An 18,441-nucleotide genomic window follows, 5' to 3' on the forward strand; every position below is an offset into this window, starting at 1 on the left:
GTACCGGGAGCAACTGATGAAGTTCAACCAAGGGCGCGCGTTGGTAATCGGCGTGGCGAATTATCAGGACGTAAGCAAACTTCCAGAAGCGGTTCTCAACGACGCGCGTGATATTGCGAACGTCCTAAGATCGCCCGACCTTTGCGGTTACCCTGAAGATAACGTCACCGTCCTCCTCGATGATGAGGCGACGCTTGCCGGTATTCGCAAGGCCCTCGCCGATCTCGCCGCCGATGCGAAGCCCGACAATACTGTCGCTATCTTCTTCTCCGGCCACGGCGCCCGCTTCGGAATAGGAAATTCTGAGACAAGCGCCTTGCTTCCCTACGACTGCAAGATGAACGACGCGCTGGCAACCACGCTCAGCGAAGCCGAGCTCTCGAACGCCCTCGCCGCCATCACGGCGTCCCGCCTGCTGGTAGTGATGGATGCGTGCCACGCCGGCGGCGCGGCGACACTGAAAACCGGCTCGCTACAGAACTTCGTGGAGGGTTTCGACGAAAAGTCGCTTCAGCGTCTCTCGCAAGGAACCGGGCGGGTCGTGCTGGCCTCTTCTCGCGCTAGCGAAACATCGCTCGTCCTTCGCTGCGAGCGAAACAGCGTCTTTACAACAGCCTTACTCGACGGGCTGAGGGGAGGCGCACCAGCCAATGCCGACGGAACGATCCGCATCTTCACTCTCTTCAATCACGTCTCGGAGAAGGTGCGTCGAGCAGTGCCTGGCAGGCAGCATCCCATCTTCAAGGCGTCCGATCTCGAGGACGACTTCCCAGTCGCGCTTTCGCTTGGCGGTCGAAAGTCGCCAGGCAGCATTACGCCCGCATCTGAAAACGCGCGGGATCTTGAGCAGGTTATGGCCGACCTCTATCCGGCGGGGCCGACCGACCAGGACATCTGGATTCGGGCCGGGGGCGACCCCGCTCGCCTGAAGGCAGGAGGCACTGGACGCGCGGCTTGGTTCGCCGCCCTGCGCACTTTGTCGCAGGGCGGCGGCGGCCCAAATATCTCTAAGCGAAGCCTTATCGAGGCGGCCTTGGGGGAATTTCCGAACCACGGGAGGCTTTCCGAACTGGTCGATTAGCTAGGTCGCCTCACACTACTTTCCCCTCACTGCGCGTTTGGGAAAGCGATGGATACCAGTTGCCTATAATCCAGCTTCAACACTGAGCAGGTCTTGCCGCCTGAGCGGTCTTGATAGAAAGGGCTATTAACCCGTCCCATGAGCAGACCCGGAACGTTGCGAAGTGTCTGTACGACGTGTTGGGCACTACTGTCGAATGCCTCCTGAACATGGCTTTTCTCGATGATGATCCACTTGCCCTTCGCGGTGACCTCAAGTGTTGCAAGTGCTTCACCGTTGCTGACTTCGCAATCGCTGTGGGATGTCGATTTAATGTTCGCACAGGCAATTCGAGCCAGAATTACTCGTGCCAAGGCTTTTAGCTCGCCATCAAACTTCGGAGAACTGGAGCGCTTTTCTTCCATGTCGATGTCGTAAAATTTGTGTGCGACTTCCTCCGCCCGACCCTTCGGCCACGCGATTATATCGGCACGGCGCATAGCTTGTCCGCACGCGGCGAACCAAGCGAACTTCAACGCGATATCTCGGTCAAGGTTGGATGCAGACGGGCCTGCGAGTTTGTTAGTAATGACCTTGCCCCCAAGTTTTATCCAGTTTTGAGTTCGCTCCAGCGGTTTTGGGTTGCTGTATTCTGGGCGGTAGCGGCGTGAAGCGGTGCGGAGCCGTTCCGGCTGCGTAGCGCCGCATCACGTCGCGGGTTGATTGTCTGAGCGAACTCGGCAGGTGTCATCCAGCCGAGTCCAGAGTGCGGTCGATGATCGTTGTAATCGCTGCGCCAGTTTGAAAGCGCTGATCGAACATGGGTCAGTGACGAGAAGAGCGTTTCATTCAGGAACTCGTCTCGCAGCCGCCCATTGAAGCTTTCGATGAAGGCGTTCTGGATCGGTTTGCCCGGTGCGATGTAGTGCCATTCCACCTTGGTCCGATCCGTCCATTGCAGGATCTTGTTGCTGGTGAACTCGCTGCCGTTGTCGCTGACGATCATCTTCGGCTTGCCTCGTCCCTCGATGATCCGGTCCAGCTCACGGGCAACCCGCAGGCCGGAAAGGGACGTATCGGCGATGAGGCCCAGGCATTCCCTGGTACAATCGTCGACGACCGTAAGCACCCGGAACCTGCGTCCATCGGTGAGTTGATCCGACACGAAGTCCAGTGACCAGCGATCATTGGCGGCAAGCGGGATCAGCATCGGTGCTCGTGTGCCTATCGCTCGCTTCCGCCCGCCGCGCTTGCGCACGGTGAGCTTCTCCTCCCGATAGAGCCGGAAAAGCTTTTTGTGGTTCACAAGGTGTCCCTCGCGCCTGAGCAGTACATGAAGGCGTCGATAGCCAAAGCGGCGGCGTTCATTCGCCAACGCCTTCATGCGCTCGCGAAGGCCATGATCGTCGCCGCGGCTGGTTTCGTAACGGATCGTCATTCGGCAAAACCCGATGGCTTTACACGCCCGCCGTTCGCTCATCTGGTGGTGATCCATCAGATGAGCGACAGCTTTCCGCCTTGCTGCGGGCGTCACCACTTCTTTCCCAAAAGGTCCTTCAAAGCCGCATTGTCGAGCATCGCATCTGCCAGGAGCCGTTTCAGCTTCGTGTTCTCGTCTTCCAGCGTCTTCAGCCGCTTGGCTTCGGATACGTCCATGCCGCCGAACTTGGCTTTCCATTTATAGATGCTGGCATCGCTGACGCCGTGCTTGCGGCAAAGCTCCGAGACCGGCGCGCCAGCCTCGTGCTCCTTCAGAATGCCGATGATCTGTTCGTCTGTGAAACGATTGCGCTTCATTCCCTGGTCCTCTCAATGGGCCAGAGCTTACTTCAAAATGGATTATTTCAACGGGGCAAGGTCACCGGGCGTAGCCGATTTTTGTCATGTGTCACCTCAAGGTTTAAGCCCGAGGCTACCCTGTCACAAATAGTCGACGTCAAGACTGATGTGACGGCCGTGGTGTCACGTGCCGAGCGTCGCAACTGGCTATACCGCAACGTTACGACAATTCGATTGGGCCCGCCGCGTGCGGGCCCAAGGGACGTCTACTCAAGCGAAAAGCAGTTGCCCCCAGGTTTGAGGTTCGAAGCTTTTCCGCGCGCATAATCTATAGTGAAGGCCGCCCTTCGAGCGGCCTTCACTCTCTTAAATATTGTCCAAGTTCGTCCAAATACGCCAGCTCTATTAGTGGTTATCAGGCATTCTATTACTGACTACAGCCACAATTTGAGGAGAGTCGCTATTGTCCACCGCCGTAATAGTATTGGTAGCATCGTCCCATTTCACGTCGCTGGTTTCCTTATGATACGAACCTCCAAAGCCAAACGGACCAATTGAAAAACCACCGCCGGCATTGAAGCTTGTGTGAACTGAGGCATAATCTGACGCCGATAGAGTAACCTTAACTTGTGGCCTGAACGCGACTAGGATCTGCGTAGGGACGAGATTGAAAACTCCTTGGGGTCCGTACAAATTGATACTCCCGCGCGCGACGGGACCGTCAGGAACCCAGGGACCATTAGCGAGAGCAGCTACCGCAGTTCCGTTGTACCAGCCTCCTGGCTGAATAGTAAACAAAGCTGTTGATTTCCACTGAGAGCTGACCCGGCGTTTCCACCGAGAAGTGACCCGCCTTTAGGTATCGTTTGTGTTGGTCGTGGTGGTCAAGTTCCTTCGTTTCTCCTTCGTTGTTTTGGGCTCATGAGCCGAGCTGTTCTTGAAGCGGAAGCTGTCGTTTCCGGTTTCCAGGATGTGGCAGTGGTGGGTAAGCCGGTCGAGCAGCGCGGTCGTCATCTTGGCGTCGCCGAACACGCTGGCCCATTCACTGAAGCTCAGGTTGGTGGTGATGATGACGCTGGTGCGCTCGTAGAGTTTGCTCAGCAGATGGAAGAGCAATGCACCGCCTGAGGCGCTGAACGGCAGGTATCCCAGCTCGTCGAGAATGACGAGATCGGAATGGACGAGTCGATTAGCGATCTGCCCAGACCGACCCTGCGCCTTCTCTTGCTCGAGAGCGTTGACCAGTTCGACCGTTGAGAAGAACCGGACCCGTTTATGGTGATGCTCGATGGCCTGGACGCCGATCGCGGTGGCAATGTGTGTCTTGCCCGTGCCGGGACCGCCGACCAGAACGATGTTGTTGGCGTCGTCGAGGAAGTCGCAGCGATGAAGCTGTTGCACGAGCGCCTCGTTGATCTCGCTGCTGGCGAAGTCGAAGCCGTTCAGATCACGGTAAGCCGGGAAGCGTGCGGTTTTGAGCTGATATGCGGTCGATCGGACCTCTCGTTCCGCAGTCTCCGCCTTGAGAAGCTGGGACAGGATCGGAATGGCAGCCTCAAACGCCGGCGATCCCTGCTCGGTCAGATCACCGACGGCGTGGGCCATGCCGTGCATCTTCAGTTGCCGTAGCATGATGACGATCGCGCCGCTTGCCGGATTATGACGCATGGCGAACCTCCGTCTTTCTCAAGGTATCGTATCGTTCGACATTGGCCTTGGGCTCATTGGTGAGCGTCAGTGCCTGAGGTGCGTCGAGGGTCGGCGGCGTGAAGGATTTGCCGTCGACCAGGCGATGCAGCAGGTTCAACACATGCGTCTTGGTCGGAACGCCGGACTTCAGCGCCATGTCGACGGCCGAGAGCACTGCCTGTTCGTCGTGCTGGAGAACAAGTGCCAGGATATCGACCATCTCGCGGTCGCCACCTGGCTTCTTGAGCAGATATTGTTGCAAGGTCCGGAATGCGTCTGGAAGCTCGGCGAACGGTGCGCCGTTGCGAAGAGCGCCGGGCTTTCGCTGCACCACCGCCAGATAATGCCGCCAGTCATAGATGGTCTGCCCCGGTCGATCATGGGAACGATCGATGACGCGACGGTGCTCGCAAACGATCTGACCTTCTGCCGCGACGACGACACGATCCGGGTAGACTCGAAGGCTCACCGGTCGATTGGCAAAGGATGCCGGAACGCTGTAGCGGTTGCGCTCCAGATGCACGAGGCAGGTTGGCGTGACCCGCTTCGTGTATTCGACAAACCCGTCGAACGGCCTGGAAACGGGCATCAAAGCTGGTGTTTCCTCTGCCCAGATGTCGGCGATGGTGCCACGCATCTGACCATGCGGGGTCTGTGCCCAGAACTCCTTGCAACGCTGCTCAAGCCAGTCATTCAGGGCTTCCAGTGATGGAAAGCGCGGGACCGGTTGGAAGAAGCGATGACGCGCATCCTGAACGTTCTTCTCGACCTGTCCTTTCTCCCAGCCGGAGGCCGGATTGCAGAACTCGGGCTCGAACACGTAGTGGCTGGCCATTGCCATGAAGCGGACGTTGACGTCGCGCTCCTTGCCACGGCCGACCTTGTCGATTGCAGTCTTCATATTGTCGTAGATGCCGCGGCCAGGAATGCCGCCGAAGACGCGGAACGCGTGATTATGGGCATCGAACAGCATCTCATGCGTCTGCAGGAGATAGGCTCGGACGATGAAAGCCCTGGAGTAGCTCAGCTTCGTATGCGCCACCTGCAGCTTGGTGCGCTCATTGCCGATGATCGCCCAGTCTTCCGACCAGTCGAACTGGAAGGCTTCACCAGGCTCGAACGCCAAGGGCACAAACGTGCCGCGGCCTGTCGTCTGCAATTCCCTCTGCCGATCATCACGCCATTCCCGAGCAAATGCCGCCACGCGATTGTAGGAGCCCTCGTAGCCGAGGCTGACCAGGTCAGCATGTAATTGCTTCATCGTCCGCTTCTGTTTGCGGCCCTTCTTGGATTCCGTCTTCAACCAAGCTGACAATCGATCCGCAAACTGGTCAAGCTTGCTCGGTCGCTCCGGGACGTTGAACTTCGGCTCCACGCCGCCGGCACGCAGGTATTTGCGGATGGTATTCCGGGACAGGCCGGTCCTGCGGCAAATCTCCCGGATCGATAGATGCTCTCGAAAATGCCAGCGTCGGATTACGCTCAGTAATGCCATGTCGATCACTCCAGAGCCCCCGCTGAAAACATGCGAGGGACGGTTGAAACATGGGTCAATTCTCAATGGAAATATCTGGCTGCGCCGGGTCAGCTCTCAGTGGAAATCAACACGATAGGAGGTCTTAACATGCAGGTGTCTCAAGCCGTCAATGCCTTATTTGTTATTCTTGCCGGCAGCACGCTGCCCGTAGCAGCGGATGAGATCGCGCCTCGGCCCTATCGCCTGGAGAGCTATCCAGACGCGATCGCAGCTGCACTGGAAGTGAAGGAAAAACAGCTGTCTGTCGCAATTCAGAACGTTCATGCTCAGCCATTTTACCTGATCGTGCCATCTCTAAATCGATGGGAACCGGGGTCCATCGTTAAGATTGCGTTCAACGGCGGTGATGATGCGCTTCTGGACCAGTTGGCCGTCGAGGCATCGGAATGGACAAAGCCTGGTCGAGCTAACCTTCGCTTGCAGTTCAAAGATGCATCGGGCAACTACTTACGTTGGACGCCCGCCGACAACTCCTATGTCGCTGAAATACGTGTCGCATTTCAGTCGGGCGCTCAGGGAGGCTATTGGTCTCATGTCGGGAGAAACAGCATCGACCGCAATCTAGCAGGCGGCAACCCTGGGGAGGCATCATTGAATCTGGATTCTTTCGACAAGTCACTTCCGCCCGACTGGAAGGCGGTTTCTCTCCACGAGTTCGGTCACGCGCTGGGTTTTCAGCACGAGCATCAAAATCCGACGGGTGGCTGCGATTTTCGGTTCGAAGACGATCCTGGCTATATCCCTACGAAGAATGCTCAAGGCTGGTTCATCAATGACAGCAACAACCGACGGCCGGGTCTCTACACCTATCTTGGCGGGTATGCGAACTACTGGCCCAAATGGAAGGTCGACAACAATCTCCGCTCGATCGCTGTTTCATCTGCCTATCTCGTCGGCACTTTTGATAGGATATCGATCATGAAATATTTCTTCGACGCTTCGATGTTCTCCGCTGGGGAGAACAGCCCGTGCTACACAAAGACGGAGAATCTGGTATTGTCACCTCAGGATGCGCAGGGTGCCGCGGCGGCTTATCCTGCCGCTCCCTCGGCGATCGAGGCCATCCTGTCGACCCAGAAAAAAACGCTGAGCGAGATACTTTCCAGCTCGCAAGTCTCCGGTGCGCTGCGTCAGAGCCTGCAGCTCAACCTGGACCGGCTTCAATAGCAAACTCTAAAAAGAGAATCGCGACCTGACAGATACCGCCGCATTCTCGATACAAGCCGCAGCTATGGTTTTGCGGACGCGGGTATTCTTTGTCCGCCAAAGAGCAAATGCGATCAACGCTCTTCGCGGCCATTTGACCGAATTCGGCCTCGTTGCAGATCGCGGTATCCCCAACGTCAGCAAACTGGCGGCCGCGCTTCCAAAGGAGGGCGATACTCGCATTCCTCCGGGCGCGCGCTCCGTACTTGGTGAGATCATCGCGGAGATTGAGGTGCTCACATCGCGTATTGAGCGCATTGATAGACAGATCGCATCAGAAGCGAAGAAGGACAAGGATATACGGCGCCTGACAGCTATTCCCGGTATCGGAACCCTGACGGCATCGACCATAAAGGCCTACGTGCCTGATCCTGCCGCATTCAAATCCGCTCGCCACTTTTCAGCATGGCTCGGTCTCACGCCGAAGCTCAATTCAAGCGGTGGAAGACTGCGATCTGGGCGCATTTCTAAGATGGGAAACCCCGAGCTGCGCTCCCTTCTTTACCTGGGAGCGGTGTCGGTCCTCATTGCCGCTCGCAGACGTGGAACGCCATGGACGTGGCTGCGAAGGCTTATGGATGGGCGTCCGCTCAAAGTGGCGGCAATCGCAGTAGCGAACAAGACCGCAAGGATTGTCTGGGCGTTGCTCACCAAGGGCGGAAGCTGTGAAGCGCCGGGTGAACGAGCGGGAGCTTGACTTCCAGCCAAGCCCATTCCTAAGCAACATCAATAGGTGCAGGACGGTATAAGCGGCACGCGTGATAAGTATGAAGTAGGACAGGCCGGGACAAAATCCGCACCGACTAGAGTGCGCGGAACCACTTTGCCGCCTACTTCCCGCTTCGCACATGGACCAGCGCCTTAAACAGGCGACTAGGCGGGGTATGCGTTTGGAACACTGCTATGGCCGCTCGATCCAAACCCTGCACCGCGGGTCGTTCAGTTTTACGCTGAGCGGCCCGCTCCCGGTTAGGCCTCCTTTTGTGATTTATGTGTTGTGTGAGGATTTCAATGAGAATAACGAGCTAGCATTTGCTCAAGCAAATCTGTAGGCAACTGATCGAAATCGTGCCAACCGAAGTAGTCGCTCTGGCTTCCGTCGGACACATAGGCAGGCTTTTCATCTAGTGCCACGTTGCTCCGGTGTCGCCCTTGAATACGCCCTCGACGAAACCACTGCTCCCTTTCAATCGGCGATAAACTCGTCTGGTGCATGTCAGTTTGAATGCAGCCACGGCACGTCACGCCGTGGTATAGCCAGTTGCGACATCGGCAACGTTATAGCATGCAATGTCACATCGATGTTGACATCGGCGATTTGTGACAAGGTTGCCCTGGGTCTAAAGTTCGAGGTTACACATCTCAAAAATCGGTGCTGAGGCATTCATCTTTAAAACGGTAATGAAAGGCGGCGTGTTGATGGAAGTCCGTAAGCATACGGTGAAGGCCGCTGGTCACGCCGCTTGAGCGTCGATGGTCGGAGGTGTCCAGTTCCATGGAAGCAGTTGCTCCAACCTGGTGATCGGAGTGTCGGCTATGCGGGCGAGGATGTCGGCAAGCCACGCCTGCGGATCAATGTCGTTGAGCTTTGCCGTTTATGCCGACCGGCGAACTATGCCGATTAATCAACTTTTTGCCAACGTTTCCAGCACCATAGCGGCCGCCTAGTCGGCATAGCTTAGGGTCTCTCCGTCGCAATTGTCGCGAAGGAGAGGACACATGAACGCAACTGACTATTTGAATCGCAGCGCCCTATACCGGAAGCTGGTCTACGGTCCGTATCGGGAGTTTGCGGGCGTTTACGCCGCCAAAATGTCGAACGAAGGTTTGGGGCGGCAATGCACGTGGCGGTCGCTGAGCCTGTTTCGGGATCTGATGGACTGGCATGTTGGCAATGGACATGCTCCGCAGGATTTGAATGAGGTTCACGCCGACCGCTTTCTTGAGCATCGTTTCAAACACTGGAAGCCCGACTCGGGCGATCGATCGGCGCTCCGCCGCTTGCTTTTGGCGTTACGGGAGAAAGGCTTAATACCAGCCGCGCTTCCGATTCAGCGCAGTGAGCACGAGATGATCGTCGATGTATTCGGGCAATATCTCTCGAATGAGAGAGGGCTCGCCGCCGCGACAGTGGGGAGCCACAAGCTTCTGTCGCTTCGATTTCTCCGGGAGGTGTGTCCTTTCGGCGCAGACGAGTTTGCAGCGCTCACCCCGGAGATCGTTATCGGTTATGTCGAGCGACATGCGCTCGACGGTTCCGCCGACAGTGGCAAAGCCATGTGCGGGGTTGTGCGTGCTTTCCTGCGCTATTTGCATCTGAAGGGCTTCATCTCGACGCCGCTCGCTGACTGTGTGCCGTCCATCCGCCGCTGGCGACTTGCCGGCCTTCCAACCTTCCTGCCGCCCGAGAAAGTCCAGAAGGTTCTCGATGCCTGCGATCGGACGACGGCAATGGGTCGTCGGGACTATGCGGTTCTGATGATCCTCGCCAAGCTCGGTTTGCGCGCCAGCGAAGTGGCCACCCTCAATCTTGACGATATCGACTGGCAGTCGGGCACGATCCTCGTACACGGAAAGGGACGACGACAAGCGACTATGCCGCTGCGTCACGACGTCGGAACAGCGATCGTCGCTTATATCCGGCATGGGCGCCCAGCTTCGGCATGTCGGCGAGTCTTCTTGCGAACACTTGCGCCGCATGTGGGCTTTGCCTCCGGCTGCGCCATCACGATGATCGCGAAGCAGGCACTCGAACGGGCAGGCATTGACGGCTATGCGCATCACGGTGCCCATCTTTTCCGCCACAGCCTTGCGACCGACCTTTTGCGGTCGGGCGCCAGCTTTGCCGAGATCGGTCAACTGCTCCGCCATCGAAGCATCGACAGTACAAGAATCTATGCAAAGCTCGATATTGAGAAGCTGCGGGAACTGAGCCTACCCTGGCCGGGAGGTGTCCAATGAGCCGGCTTCGCACCGCGCTTGAGCGCTACATCGGCATGCGCCAAGGGCTGGGATACAAATATGACGGTCCGGCAAAACGATTGTCGGAGTTCGTCGCTTTCATGGAAGCCCGCGGCGCCGAGACCATCACGGCGGACCTGGCAATGGAGTGGGTCACCTCGATGGGCCGGCAGCCGAGTTGGTCAATCCGACTGGCTGATGTGCGCTGCTTTGCCCAGCACCTCAGTCATTTCGATCCTTTGACGGAAGTGCCACCGAGCGACGCTGTGGCGCCGGCACGGCGGACAAAACCCTACATCTATAGTGAGGTCGAGATTCAGGCACTTCTGGCGGCAGCACTGTCGTTGCCGCCGGCCAACGCCCTGCGGCGCTGGACATATCACTGCCTGTTCGGGCTGATAGCGGTCGCCGGACTGCGCCATTCCGAAGCGCTCAGCCTGCTCCGGGCCGATGTAGATCTCGACCAGGGCGTCCTCACCATCCGAGAGACAAAGTTTGGCAAGTCACGGCTGGTGCCGCTGCATGCCACGACAATTGCTGTCCTTTCAGGCTATGCCGCCCGACGCGATGCACACCTTGGTACGCCGCGTAGTCCCTATTTCTTCGTCGCCGAACAGGGCGGCAGATTGCTGCATCAATACGTGCACCGCGTGTTCTGGCGACTATCTCGGCAAATCGGATTACGGCAGGAGGGGAAACGAGATGGCCCACGGATTCATGATCTTCGTCACCGTTTCGCCGTCCAGACCCTGATCAACTGGCATCGCGCCGGCGAAGATGTGGAACGCGAGCTGCCGGTTCTCTCGACCTTCCTCGGCCATGCGAATGTTCGCGACACCTATTGGTATCTGTCCGCCACGCCGGAACTGATGAACCATGCCGTACGGCGATTGAATAAGCGCTGGGAGGTACGGTCATGAGACGCACGAAAGACCTGGCCGTGCTGATCGAGCGGTGGTTCACAGATCGGCTCATGAAGCATCGAGGTGTAAGTTCTAACACCATCGCCTCCTATCGCGACACCTTCAGGCTCCTGTTTGCGTTCGCACAGACGCGCCTTGGGAGATCCCCATCGGAGTTGACGCTGCGGGATTTGGACGCTCCCTTCATCGGCGCATTCCTGGAGGATCTTGAGACGAAGAGATCCGCCTCGGTGCGGACCCGGAATCTCCGCCTTACAGCCATCCGCTCTTTCTTCCGATATGCGGCGTTCGAGGAGCCGGCACATAGCGCCCACATTCAGCGTGTGCTCGCGATCCCCAGCAAGCGATGTGACAAGCGGCAGCTTCAGTTTCTAACTAGGCCCGAGATTGAAGCGATCCTGGACTGCACGGATCGAAGCACGTGGCTGGGACGCCGCGACTACACTCTGCTGTTACTGGCCGCCCAAACGGGGCTGCGGGTCTCGGAGATCATCGACCTTGACCGAGATTCGGTAATGCTCGGCCGCGGTGCGCATGTGCAATGCATCGGCAAGGGCCGCAAAGAGCGAAGTACGCCGCTCACAAAGGTTGCACAGCAAGCCCTCCGTTATTGGCTCAAGGAACCAGGGAAGCGAGGCTCAACAGCCCTCTTTCCGAATACGCACGGTGGCAGGCTCAGCGCCGACGGCGTGCAGGCACTGCTGAACAAATATGTCGCCAAAGCACGTGAGCACTGCGTCTCCCTTCGCTCAAAGCGGGTGTCGCCCCATGTCTTGCGGCACTCTGCTGCCATGGAGTTGCTGCAGGCGGGCGTCGACTGCTCCGTCATTGCCCTGTGGTTGGGCCATGAAGCGATGGAAACGACGTTGACCTATCTTCATGCGCATCTCGAACTGAAGGAATCTGCACTCGCAAAGCTGAAGCCGTACGAAGGCGCCAAGGCCGAGCGATTTCGACCAAGCGACCGGCTTCTGGAATTCCTGAACACCCTCTGAGCATGAGAACTATGCCGAGTGCCAAACAACGGCGACCCGCCAAACTGGCTCGGAACGCACGGTTTGCCGTTCCTGCCAGAAGACGCACTCGGCATAGTTCGCCGGTCGGCATAAACGAGCTTATGCCGCGCGCGGCATAAGGCGGTCATGATCAGCGTAGCCATGAAGGCGGCACGGTCAGCGCCACGATCCGATCCGGCGAATAGCCATGATTTCCTGCCAAGTGCGAAGCCTCTGAGCGCGCGCTCGGCGGCATTGTTGGTCAGGCAAATCCTGCCGTCGTCCAGGAATGACGTGAAGCCATCCCAACGCTTGAGCATGTAGTCGATCGCCTCTGCGACCGGAGAACTGCGCGACAGTTTTGCACGCTCGGTTTGAAGCCAAGCCTGGAGATCGTCGACGAGCGGCAGGCTGTCTCTGCGGCGTCGGTCCAGGCGTTGACCGGCGGCAAGCCCGTTTATATCCCGCTCGATATCGAACAGGGCGTCGATCCGTTTGACGGCTTCCAGCGCCATGGGCGAGATCGGCGCAGCGTTCTTTCCACGCTTGGCATTCGCCGCGATGTCGGCGAGCACGAAGAACTTACGTCTCGAATGTGACCAGCAAAACGCCTGCCTTAGCGGATTTGGATCGCGATCAACCTTGAACAGCGGATTATAGCCGCCATAGGCATCCGCCTGCAGAATGCCGGTGAAGGTCTTCAGATGGCGTTCCGGATGCTCCTGTCGCCGGTCCCGCGATGCATAATACAGCGCGGCCGGCGGTGAGAGCCCGCCGAATGGTCGGTCATCCCGGACATAGGTCCATATGCGACCGGTATCGGTCTTTCCCCTCGCCAAGATCGGCACTGTCGTGTCGTCGCCATGAAGCCGCCCGGCGGCCAGAACGTGCGCTTCGATCAGTGAATGGATAGGCTTCAAAGCCGCGGCGCATGCTCCGACCTGGTCGGCCAATGTCGATAAGCTGAGGTCGATGCCCTCGCGGGCATAGCGTTCGCTTTGGCGATTGAGCGGCTGGTGCTGGGCGAACTTCTCAAACAGGATCATCGCCAGCAGGTTCGGCCCGGCAAAACCGCGGGGCGTCACATGGAAGGGTGCTGGTGTCTGGGTGATCTTCTCACACTCGCGGCAGGTAAACTTCTCCCGCACCGTCTGGATAACCTTCCACTGGCGCGGGACGACCTCCAGGGTCTCGGTGATATCCTCACCGAGTTTCGACAGTTTGGTCGACCCGCAGCAGGCGCAATTCGTGGGAGCAGCGATGACGATGCGCTCGCGCGGCAGGTGTTCTGGAAAGGGTTTGCGTGAAGGACGCTTGCGCTCAAAGGCTTTGACGGCTGAAGCTTTGGCTGCGATCTCCGCGACCAGTTCATCTTCACCGGCATTTGCTTCTAGCTCCTCGAGCTGCAGCTCCATCTGCTCAAGGAGCCGCGCCTTACGCTCGGACCGGCTGCCGTAGAGTTCGCGGCGAACCTTGTCGATCTCCAGCTTCAGCCGCGCGATCAGCGCCTCGGAATGTGATACGAGTGCCTTTGCACTGGCGGCTTCTGCCTTGGCAGTTGCTGCTTCAGCCTCGGCTGCAACACGCCGAGCACGTTCCTTGGCCAGCAGTGCAAGCGCACTGGTAAGGTCGTCCGGAAGCTCTTCGGTCGCATTGCTCATGACAGGATGGAATCATATTCGACCCTGTCATTCCAGTGTTTTTGCTTATCCGGCCGACGTCGGCCGCCAGGTCTTTTGCGGCATCCGCCAGTCGATGCCTTCCAGTAAATAACCGAGCTGCGCGGGCGTGATCACCACCGTGCCATCGGCTGCCGAGGGCCAGATGAAGCGTCCCCGTTCTAACTTCTTTGTAAACAGACAGGCTCCCTGGCCGTCATGCCAGATCACCTTGATCAGACCGCCACCGCGGCCGCGGAATACGAACAGGTGCCCACACATCGGGTCACGCTTCAGCGCCTCCTGCACCATCAACGATAGACCCGGAAAGCCCTTTCGCATGTCCGTATGGCCTGTCGCCAGCCAGACCTTTACACCAGTAGGGACCGGGATCATCGACGACCCAGCACGCAATCGAGAATGCGCCCAAGCGCTTCCGTGTCGATATCGCTATCCACGCGTACGCGTCTGCCCCGACCCAGCTCAATCGTTACATCGCTGCGTTTGCGACGAGGATGGGATGTGGTGGGCGGTTCCGTTTGAACGGGAGAGACTGCCGGCGCGGTCTCGGACACGATCACCGGCACCAACGTGGTTGCCGTCTCGGTCTTCAGCTCCTCGATCCGGCACAGCTCCTTGCGCCAACGGAACAACTGGCTGACATGGATACCGGCCGCGCGAGCAATCTCAGAGATAACCGCGTCCGGCTCAAAGCAGGCAGCGACGAGGCGCTCTTTGTCCTCGCGTGACCAGCGCCGACGGCGCTCTACGGACGTGATCACCTCAATTGGATGCTTCGTCATATGACTACTCCTAGCGTTACCACTAGGACTGCCAGTCAGTAGCCCGTCATCGCAAGACGGCTTTCACCGTGGGCTTACGGAAGTCCCGGGTGCCATGTCATAGCTCCGCGACTATCGCTCCTGCATCGCCTCGGATGCAACTTCAGCTAGCGGCGAATAGAGATATTCAAGGATGCGCCGGCTGCCAGTCTTGACCTCGACGGTGACGGACATGCCCGGTGAAAGCGCAACGCGTGTTCCGTCGATGTCGATGCCCGCCGTATCCGGCTCGATGGTGATCGGAAAGACCAGGTTCTGGACACGTTGCGCATTGCCGATCGGGATCACGCTCTGCAGCTCCTTTGTCGGTTGGCCTTCGAGCTGCTGCGCATCCGGTTCCGGAATGGCATCGGTCGCGACACGGGTAACCTTGCCGTTGAGGATGCCATAGCGAGTGAAGGGAAAGGCTTCGACCTTGATGACGGCAGGCTGTCCGGGTGAGACGAAGCCGATGTCGCGGTTCGGCAGATAAGCTTCGATCTCTAGAGAGGCGTCATCCGGGACGATCCGCATCAGTTCGGCGCCCGCGGTCACCACCTGACCGACGGTGGTGATGGCCGATGTCTGGACGATGCCGTTGATCGGGCTTTTGATCGTCATCGACTCAAGCCGTTTGGCCGCCTTGACCAGTTGCTGTTCCTTCTCGTCGATCTCTCGGGATGCTGCCGCCTGCTTCTCAGCGTTGTCGGCGACGAAGGTCTTGATGGCTTTCAGGCCTTCACTCGCTGCCGTAATGATCGCAGTCTCCGCCTCCGCCCGCTGACCGATCTGTTCGGCAAGCGTTGCCTCTTCCTTCTGCTTGATCTCGACGGCATCGATGACGCCTGATCTCGATCCGGCGCTGAGATCGACGAGGTTCGAGCGCATGGCAACACGCTCCGCAAGCGTTGCCACCAGCGCCTGCTGGGCGGCGACCATCTCGGTATATCTCGTCAGCGCGGCGAACTGCTGATTGCGCTGAGCCGCGAGACTGTCGAGTGTCGATGCGAGCTGCTCGAGATCGGACGTGTAGAGCAGCGCCTCGCGCGTGCGGATCTCCGCTGGTATGGATTCAGGGAATTCCGGGACGATCTCAATCCTTCGCGTTCCGCTCCAAAGATCGCCACGCTGCCAAGCGTTAACCTCAGCCAATGCCGCACCGCGCCTCGTGACCTCGGCCCGCAGTGCCGCGAGGCTGGTGGATAGCGTGTTGACTTCGACCCGGGCTTCGGTCGGATCAAGCTCGACGAGAATATCTCCGGCTTCCACCTTGGCGCCGTTCGAGACAGGGACCGCGATCGTCTTTCCGATTTCGATCGATTGGATGACCTTGACGCGGCCGGTCGGCTGGATCTTGCCCTGCGCTGTCGCGACAATATCGAACGTGCCGATATAGCTCCATGCCAGCGCGCCGGCGGTGAGCAGGCAAATGAACCAGATCAGCGCCGTGCGGATCGGTGACGCCGGCGTCTCGAGAATCTCGAGTGCGGCCGGCAGGAACTCGTTGTCCACCTGCAATCGCTTCTGTGGCTTCGGTGGAAGCCGGGGAGACTGGACGGCCTGGTTCATGACTGGATTGGTCCCGTCTGCAATTGCCACAGATGGGCATAGAGGCCGTTCGGACGGGCAAGCAGCGTCTCGTGTGTTCCTTCTTCGACGATGCGTCCGTCCTTCATGCCGATGATCCGGTTGCAATGCCGCACGGTCGCCAGGCGATGGGCGATGATGATGACGGTGCGGCCGCGGACGATCTCGCGCATATTGCCGAGGATGATGCGCTCGCTCTCATAGTCGAGCGCGCTCGTCGCTTCATCGAGGATGAGGATCGGCGGATTGGTGGCAAGGGCGCGTGCGATAGCCAGACGCTGCCTTTGGCCGCCGGAAAGATTGGCGCCGCGCTCTTCGATCAGCGTGTCGTAGCCGCGCGGTAGTTTGGCGATGAACTCGTCGGCGCCTGAGAGTCGCGCCATCTGAATGGCGGCGGCCCGAGACATGGCCGGATTGACCATGCAGATATTGTCGTGGATCGTCCGGTTGAACAGCATGTTTTCCTGAAGCACCACGCCGATATTCGACCGCAGCCAGGCCGGGTCGACCTGGGCGATATCCTGTCCGTCGACGAAGACCTGGCCGTTGTTCGGGATATAGAAGCGCTGCACCAGCTTGGTCAGCGTCGACTTACCGGAGCCGGAGGGGCCGACGATGCCGATCACTTCGCCCGGCCGGATCGAAAAATTGATGTCCTTGAGCACGTCCTGGCCATCAGGAGAATAGCGGAAGTTCACCGCCTTGAAGCCGATCGCCCCCTTCGGCGGCGGCAGACTGACGGCAACGCTCGGACGCGGCTCCTGCGGGGCATTCAGAATATCCGAGAGCCTGGCGATCGAGACCTGCACCTGCTGGAAATTCTGCCAGAGCTGCGACAGGCGCAGGATCGGCTGCGAGACCTGTCCGGCGATCATATTGAAGGCGACCAGTGCCCCGACGCTCAATTCGCCATCGATGACCGCCTGTGCGCCGAAGAGAAGCAGGGCGGCGGAGGTGATCTTGTTGACGTACTGAATGGCATTCTGCCCCTTCGCCGCCAGCATGGTCGCCAGGAATGATGAGCGCACATAGGCGGCCAGCCGCTCCTCCCATTGCGAGGAGACCACCGGCTCGACCGCCGATGCCTTCAGGGTCTGAATGCCGACCACGGTCTCGACGAGCAGCTGCTGGCTGAAGGCGCCACGCTCGAACTTCTCGTCGATCCGCTCCTTGAGGAAGGGGCGGATCAGAAATCCGATCGCCATGTAAAAGGGGATCGAGGCGACGACGATCCAGGCGAGCTTCGAGGAATAGGAAAACAGCACGAAGATGAAGATGATGGTGAAGATCAGGTCGAGGCCGGAGAACAGGCCCTGACCGGTCAGGAAATTGCGGATGGTTTCGAGCTCGCGAATCCTTGCGACGGTCTGGCCTGTGGCGCGTGTTTCGAAATAGCTGAGCGGCAGGTTCAACAGATGCCGGAACAGGCGGCGGCCGAGCTCGACATCGATGCGGTTGGTCGTGTGCGACAGCGCATAGGTTCTGAGATACTGCAGCACGACGTCGAAGAGCCCGACGGCGGCAAGGCCGACGACGAGGACGATCAGGGTCGAATAGCTGCGGTGCGCCAGCACCTTGTCGACGACGACCTGGAAGAACAGCGGCGTCACCAGCGCGAAGATCTGGATGACGAGGGAGGCGATCAGCACATGGCCGAAGGCCCGTCGATAGCGCCAGATCGCCGGCAGGAACCAGCGGAAGCCGAAATTCTGCTGCGAGGCGCCGGGACCGGCGAAACGGCGCTGGACGAGGATGAATTCGCCCGAGGTCAGCGCCAGTAGTTCGTCCGCCTCGACATTGCGGGCTGAAAAATCGATGGGGTTGATCAGCCGATATCGCCCCTCGGCAGCCACGCCGGCAAAGACGGCGAAAGTGCCGTCCTTCAACGAGGCAAGCGCCGGCGCCGGAAGTGTCGCCAGCCGCGCGATCTTGTCCGCACGGACGATGCGCGCCTTCAGGCCGATGATCTTGGCCGCCCGCAGCAAATCATCGCGCGCTGCCGGTGCGGTCAGCGCAAGCTCGCGGCTCAGCGTTTCCGGACGCGATGCGATCCTGAAATAACCGGCAACAGCGGAGATCGCCGCCAGTCCGCTGTCGGCGATTGCTGCGTCGGGTACGGCGCTTCGTTCGCCATTATCCTCCGCCGCCATCGCATCACGGTCGGGTGCTGTCTGAATGTCTACCATGTGCGGGATCAACGAAAGGCGGATATGCCGGCGCCATGA

The 18,441-nt window shown here is 59.0% G+C and carries 15 protein-coding genes and 2 pseudogenes; 6 read left to right on the forward strand and 11 right to left on the reverse strand.

Annotated elements, in window-relative coordinates; genetic code table 11:
• Positions 1 to 16: 16 nt before the first annotated feature.
• Positions 17 to 1,081, forward strand: coding sequence for a caspase family protein (locus tag AB8B31_RS18120; protein ID WP_131703023.1), 1,065 nt, complete (start codon positions 17 to 19; stop codon positions 1,079 to 1,081).
• 26 nt (positions 1,082 to 1,107) lie between these two features.
• Here the strand turns inward: AB8B31_RS18120 and AB8B31_RS18125 are convergent, their stop codons facing one another.
• From AB8B31_RS18125 to istA, 4 genes are all read right to left on the reverse strand, one after another.
• Positions 1,108 to 1,485: a hypothetical protein gene (locus tag AB8B31_RS18125; protein ID WP_131703022.1), complete on the reverse strand. Its 378-nt coding sequence runs from the start codon at positions 1,483 to 1,485 to the stop codon at positions 1,108 to 1,110.
• 182 nt (positions 1,486 to 1,667) lie between these two features.
• Positions 1,668 to 2,857 (reverse strand): IS3 family transposase gene (locus tag AB8B31_RS18130; RefSeq protein ID WP_130747538.1). Its coding sequence is split into 2 segments (ribosomal slippage): positions 1,668 to 2,608 and positions 2,608 to 2,857, totalling 1,191 coding nucleotides; the frame shifts between segments, so codons are not numbered across the junction.
• An 837-nt stretch (positions 2,858 to 3,694) separates the two neighbouring features.
• The gene (gene istB / locus AB8B31_RS18135) at positions 3,695 to 4,507 is read right to left on the reverse strand and encodes an IS21-like element helper ATPase IstB (protein WP_130660431.1); all 813 of its coding nucleotides are present in this window, start codon (positions 4,505 to 4,507) and stop codon (positions 3,695 to 3,697) included.
• Positions 4,497 to 6,023 carry an IS21 family transposase gene (istA, locus tag AB8B31_RS18140; RefSeq protein ID WP_130713392.1) on the reverse strand — a complete coding sequence of 509 codons (1,527 nt, stop codon included), beginning with the start codon at positions 6,021 to 6,023 and terminating at the stop codon, positions 4,497 to 4,499. The genes istB and istA overlap by 11 nt, the downstream gene beginning before the upstream one ends.
• A 129-nt stretch (positions 6,024 to 6,152) precedes the next feature.
• On the opposite strand from istA, the gene AB8B31_RS18145 reads away from it, so the two are divergent.
• Positions 6,153 to 7,232, forward strand: a complete 1,080-nt coding sequence (locus tag AB8B31_RS18145) for a hypothetical protein (protein ID WP_439007483.1) — start codon at positions 6,153 to 6,155, stop codon at positions 7,230 to 7,232.
• A 49-nt stretch (positions 7,233 to 7,281) separates the two neighbouring features.
• Entirely contained in the window at positions 7,282 to 7,968 is a 687-nt protein-coding gene (locus AB8B31_RS18150) for an IS110 family transposase (RefSeq protein WP_439007523.1), read from the forward strand.
• A gap of 665 nt (positions 7,969 to 8,633) precedes the next feature.
• On the opposite strand, the gene AB8B31_RS18155 is transcribed toward AB8B31_RS18150, so the two are convergent.
• Together AB8B31_RS18155 and AB8B31_RS18160 are read right to left on the reverse strand one after the other, a co-directional pair.
• Positions 8,634 to 8,768 (reverse strand): hypothetical protein, encoded by a 135-nt coding sequence (locus AB8B31_RS18155; RefSeq protein ID WP_439007484.1) that lies wholly within the window; start codon positions 8,766 to 8,768, stop codon positions 8,634 to 8,636.
• Positions 8,726 to 8,866 (reverse strand): annotated as a pseudogene (locus tag AB8B31_RS18160) (transposase domain-containing protein); the annotation flags it as partial. The gene AB8B31_RS18155 and the pseudogene AB8B31_RS18160, both read right to left, overlap by 43 nt.
• Before the next feature lie 124 nt (positions 8,867 to 8,990).
• Here AB8B31_RS18160 and AB8B31_RS18165 point away from each other — a divergent pair.
• From AB8B31_RS18165 to AB8B31_RS18175, 3 genes are read left to right on the forward strand one after another with little or no spacing between them, the layout of a single operon-like run.
• Positions 8,991 to 10,232: a site-specific integrase gene (locus tag AB8B31_RS18165; protein ID WP_096772357.1), complete on the forward strand. Its 1,242-nt coding sequence runs from the start codon at positions 8,991 to 8,993 to the stop codon at positions 10,230 to 10,232.
• Positions 10,229 to 11,152 carry a tyrosine-type recombinase/integrase gene (locus tag AB8B31_RS18170; protein WP_086083856.1) on the forward strand — a complete coding sequence of 308 codons (924 nt, stop codon included), beginning with the start codon at positions 10,229 to 10,231 and terminating at the stop codon, positions 11,150 to 11,152. Before AB8B31_RS18165 ends, AB8B31_RS18170 begins: the two co-directional genes overlap by 4 nt.
• Positions 11,149 to 12,150, forward strand: a complete 1,002-nt coding sequence (locus AB8B31_RS18175) for a tyrosine-type recombinase/integrase (RefSeq protein ID WP_096772358.1) — start codon at positions 11,149 to 11,151, stop codon at positions 12,148 to 12,150. The genes AB8B31_RS18170 and AB8B31_RS18175 overlap by 4 nt, the downstream gene beginning before the upstream one ends.
• A 140-nt stretch (positions 12,151 to 12,290) precedes the next feature.
• Here the strand turns inward: AB8B31_RS18175 and tnpC are convergent.
• The 5 genes and pseudogenes from tnpC to AB8B31_RS18200 form a co-directional block, all read right to left on the reverse strand.
• A pseudogene (tnpC, locus tag AB8B31_RS18180) lies at positions 12,291 to 13,811 on the reverse strand (IS66 family transposase); the annotation flags it as partial.
• A gap of 45 nt (positions 13,812 to 13,856) precedes the next feature.
• Positions 13,857 to 14,204 carry an IS66 family insertion sequence element accessory protein TnpB gene (gene tnpB, locus AB8B31_RS18185; protein WP_018241646.1) on the reverse strand — a complete coding sequence of 116 codons (348 nt, stop codon included), beginning with the start codon at positions 14,202 to 14,204 and terminating at the stop codon, positions 13,857 to 13,859.
• The gene (tnpA, locus tag AB8B31_RS18190) at positions 14,201 to 14,611 is read right to left on the reverse strand and encodes an IS66-like element accessory protein TnpA (protein WP_018241647.1); all 411 of its coding nucleotides are present in this window, start codon (positions 14,609 to 14,611) and stop codon (positions 14,201 to 14,203) included. The genes tnpB and tnpA overlap by 4 nt, the downstream gene beginning before the upstream one ends.
• Before the next feature lie 111 nt (positions 14,612 to 14,722).
• Positions 14,723 to 16,198 (reverse strand): HlyD family type I secretion periplasmic adaptor subunit, encoded by a 1,476-nt coding sequence (locus AB8B31_RS18195; protein ID WP_131703325.1) that lies wholly within the window; start codon positions 16,196 to 16,198, stop codon positions 14,723 to 14,725.
• The gene (locus AB8B31_RS18200; RefSeq protein WP_439007524.1) at positions 16,195 to 18,366 is read right to left on the reverse strand and encodes a type I secretion system permease/ATPase; all 2,172 of its coding nucleotides are present in this window, start codon (positions 18,364 to 18,366) and stop codon (positions 16,195 to 16,197) included. Before AB8B31_RS18200 ends, AB8B31_RS18195 begins: the two co-directional genes overlap by 4 nt.
• Positions 18,367 to 18,441 lie beyond the last annotated feature (75 nt).

Origin of the sequence: Rhizobium sp. 62_C5_N11_2, assembly GCF_051811185.1 — a bacterium.
Classification (GTDB): domain Bacteria; phylum Pseudomonadota; class Alphaproteobacteria; order Rhizobiales; family Rhizobiaceae; genus Rhizobium; species Rhizobium leguminosarum.

Bases quoted from the DNA above. Each gene is read 5' to 3' on its own strand.
- AB8B31_RS18200 (WP_439007524.1), bottom strand. From the start codon at position 18,366: ATGGCGGCGGAGGATAATGGCGAACGAAGCGCCGTACCCGACGCAGCA.
- AB8B31_RS18175 (WP_096772358.1), top strand. From the start codon at position 11,149: ATGAGACGCACGAAAGACCTGGCCGTGCTGATCGAGCGGTGGTTCACA.
- AB8B31_RS18120 (WP_131703023.1), top strand. From the start codon at position 17: ATGAAGTTCAACCAAGGGCGCGCGTTGGTAATCGGCGTGGCGAATTAT.
- AB8B31_RS18195 (WP_131703325.1), bottom strand. From the start codon at position 16,198: ATGAACCAGGCCGTCCAGTCTCCCCGGCTTCCACCGAAGCCACAGAAG.
- tnpA (WP_018241647.1), bottom strand. From the start codon at position 14,611: ATGACGAAGCATCCAATTGAGGTGATCACGTCCGTAGAGCGCCGTCGG.
- AB8B31_RS18145 (WP_439007483.1), top strand. From the start codon at position 6,153: ATGCAGGTGTCTCAAGCCGTCAATGCCTTATTTGTTATTCTTGCCGGC.
- AB8B31_RS18125 (WP_131703022.1), bottom strand. From the start codon at position 1,485: ATGGAAGAAAAGCGCTCCAGTTCTCCGAAGTTTGATGGCGAGCTAAAA.
- AB8B31_RS18165 (WP_096772357.1), top strand. From the start codon at position 8,991: ATGAACGCAACTGACTATTTGAATCGCAGCGCCCTATACCGGAAGCTG.
- AB8B31_RS18170 (WP_086083856.1), top strand. From the start codon at position 10,229: ATGAGCCGGCTTCGCACCGCGCTTGAGCGCTACATCGGCATGCGCCAA.
- istB (WP_130660431.1), bottom strand. From the start codon at position 4,507: ATGCGTCATAATCCGGCAAGCGGCGCGATCGTCATCATGCTACGGCAA.
- tnpB (WP_018241646.1), bottom strand. From the start codon at position 14,204: ATGATCCCGGTCCCTACTGGTGTAAAGGTCTGGCTGGCGACAGGCCAT.
- AB8B31_RS18155 (WP_439007484.1), bottom strand. From the start codon at position 8,768: ATGGAACTGGACACCTCCGACCATCGACGCTCAAGCGGCGTGACCAGC.
- istA (WP_130713392.1), bottom strand. From the start codon at position 6,023: ATGGCATTACTGAGCGTAATCCGACGCTGGCATTTTCGAGAGCATCTA.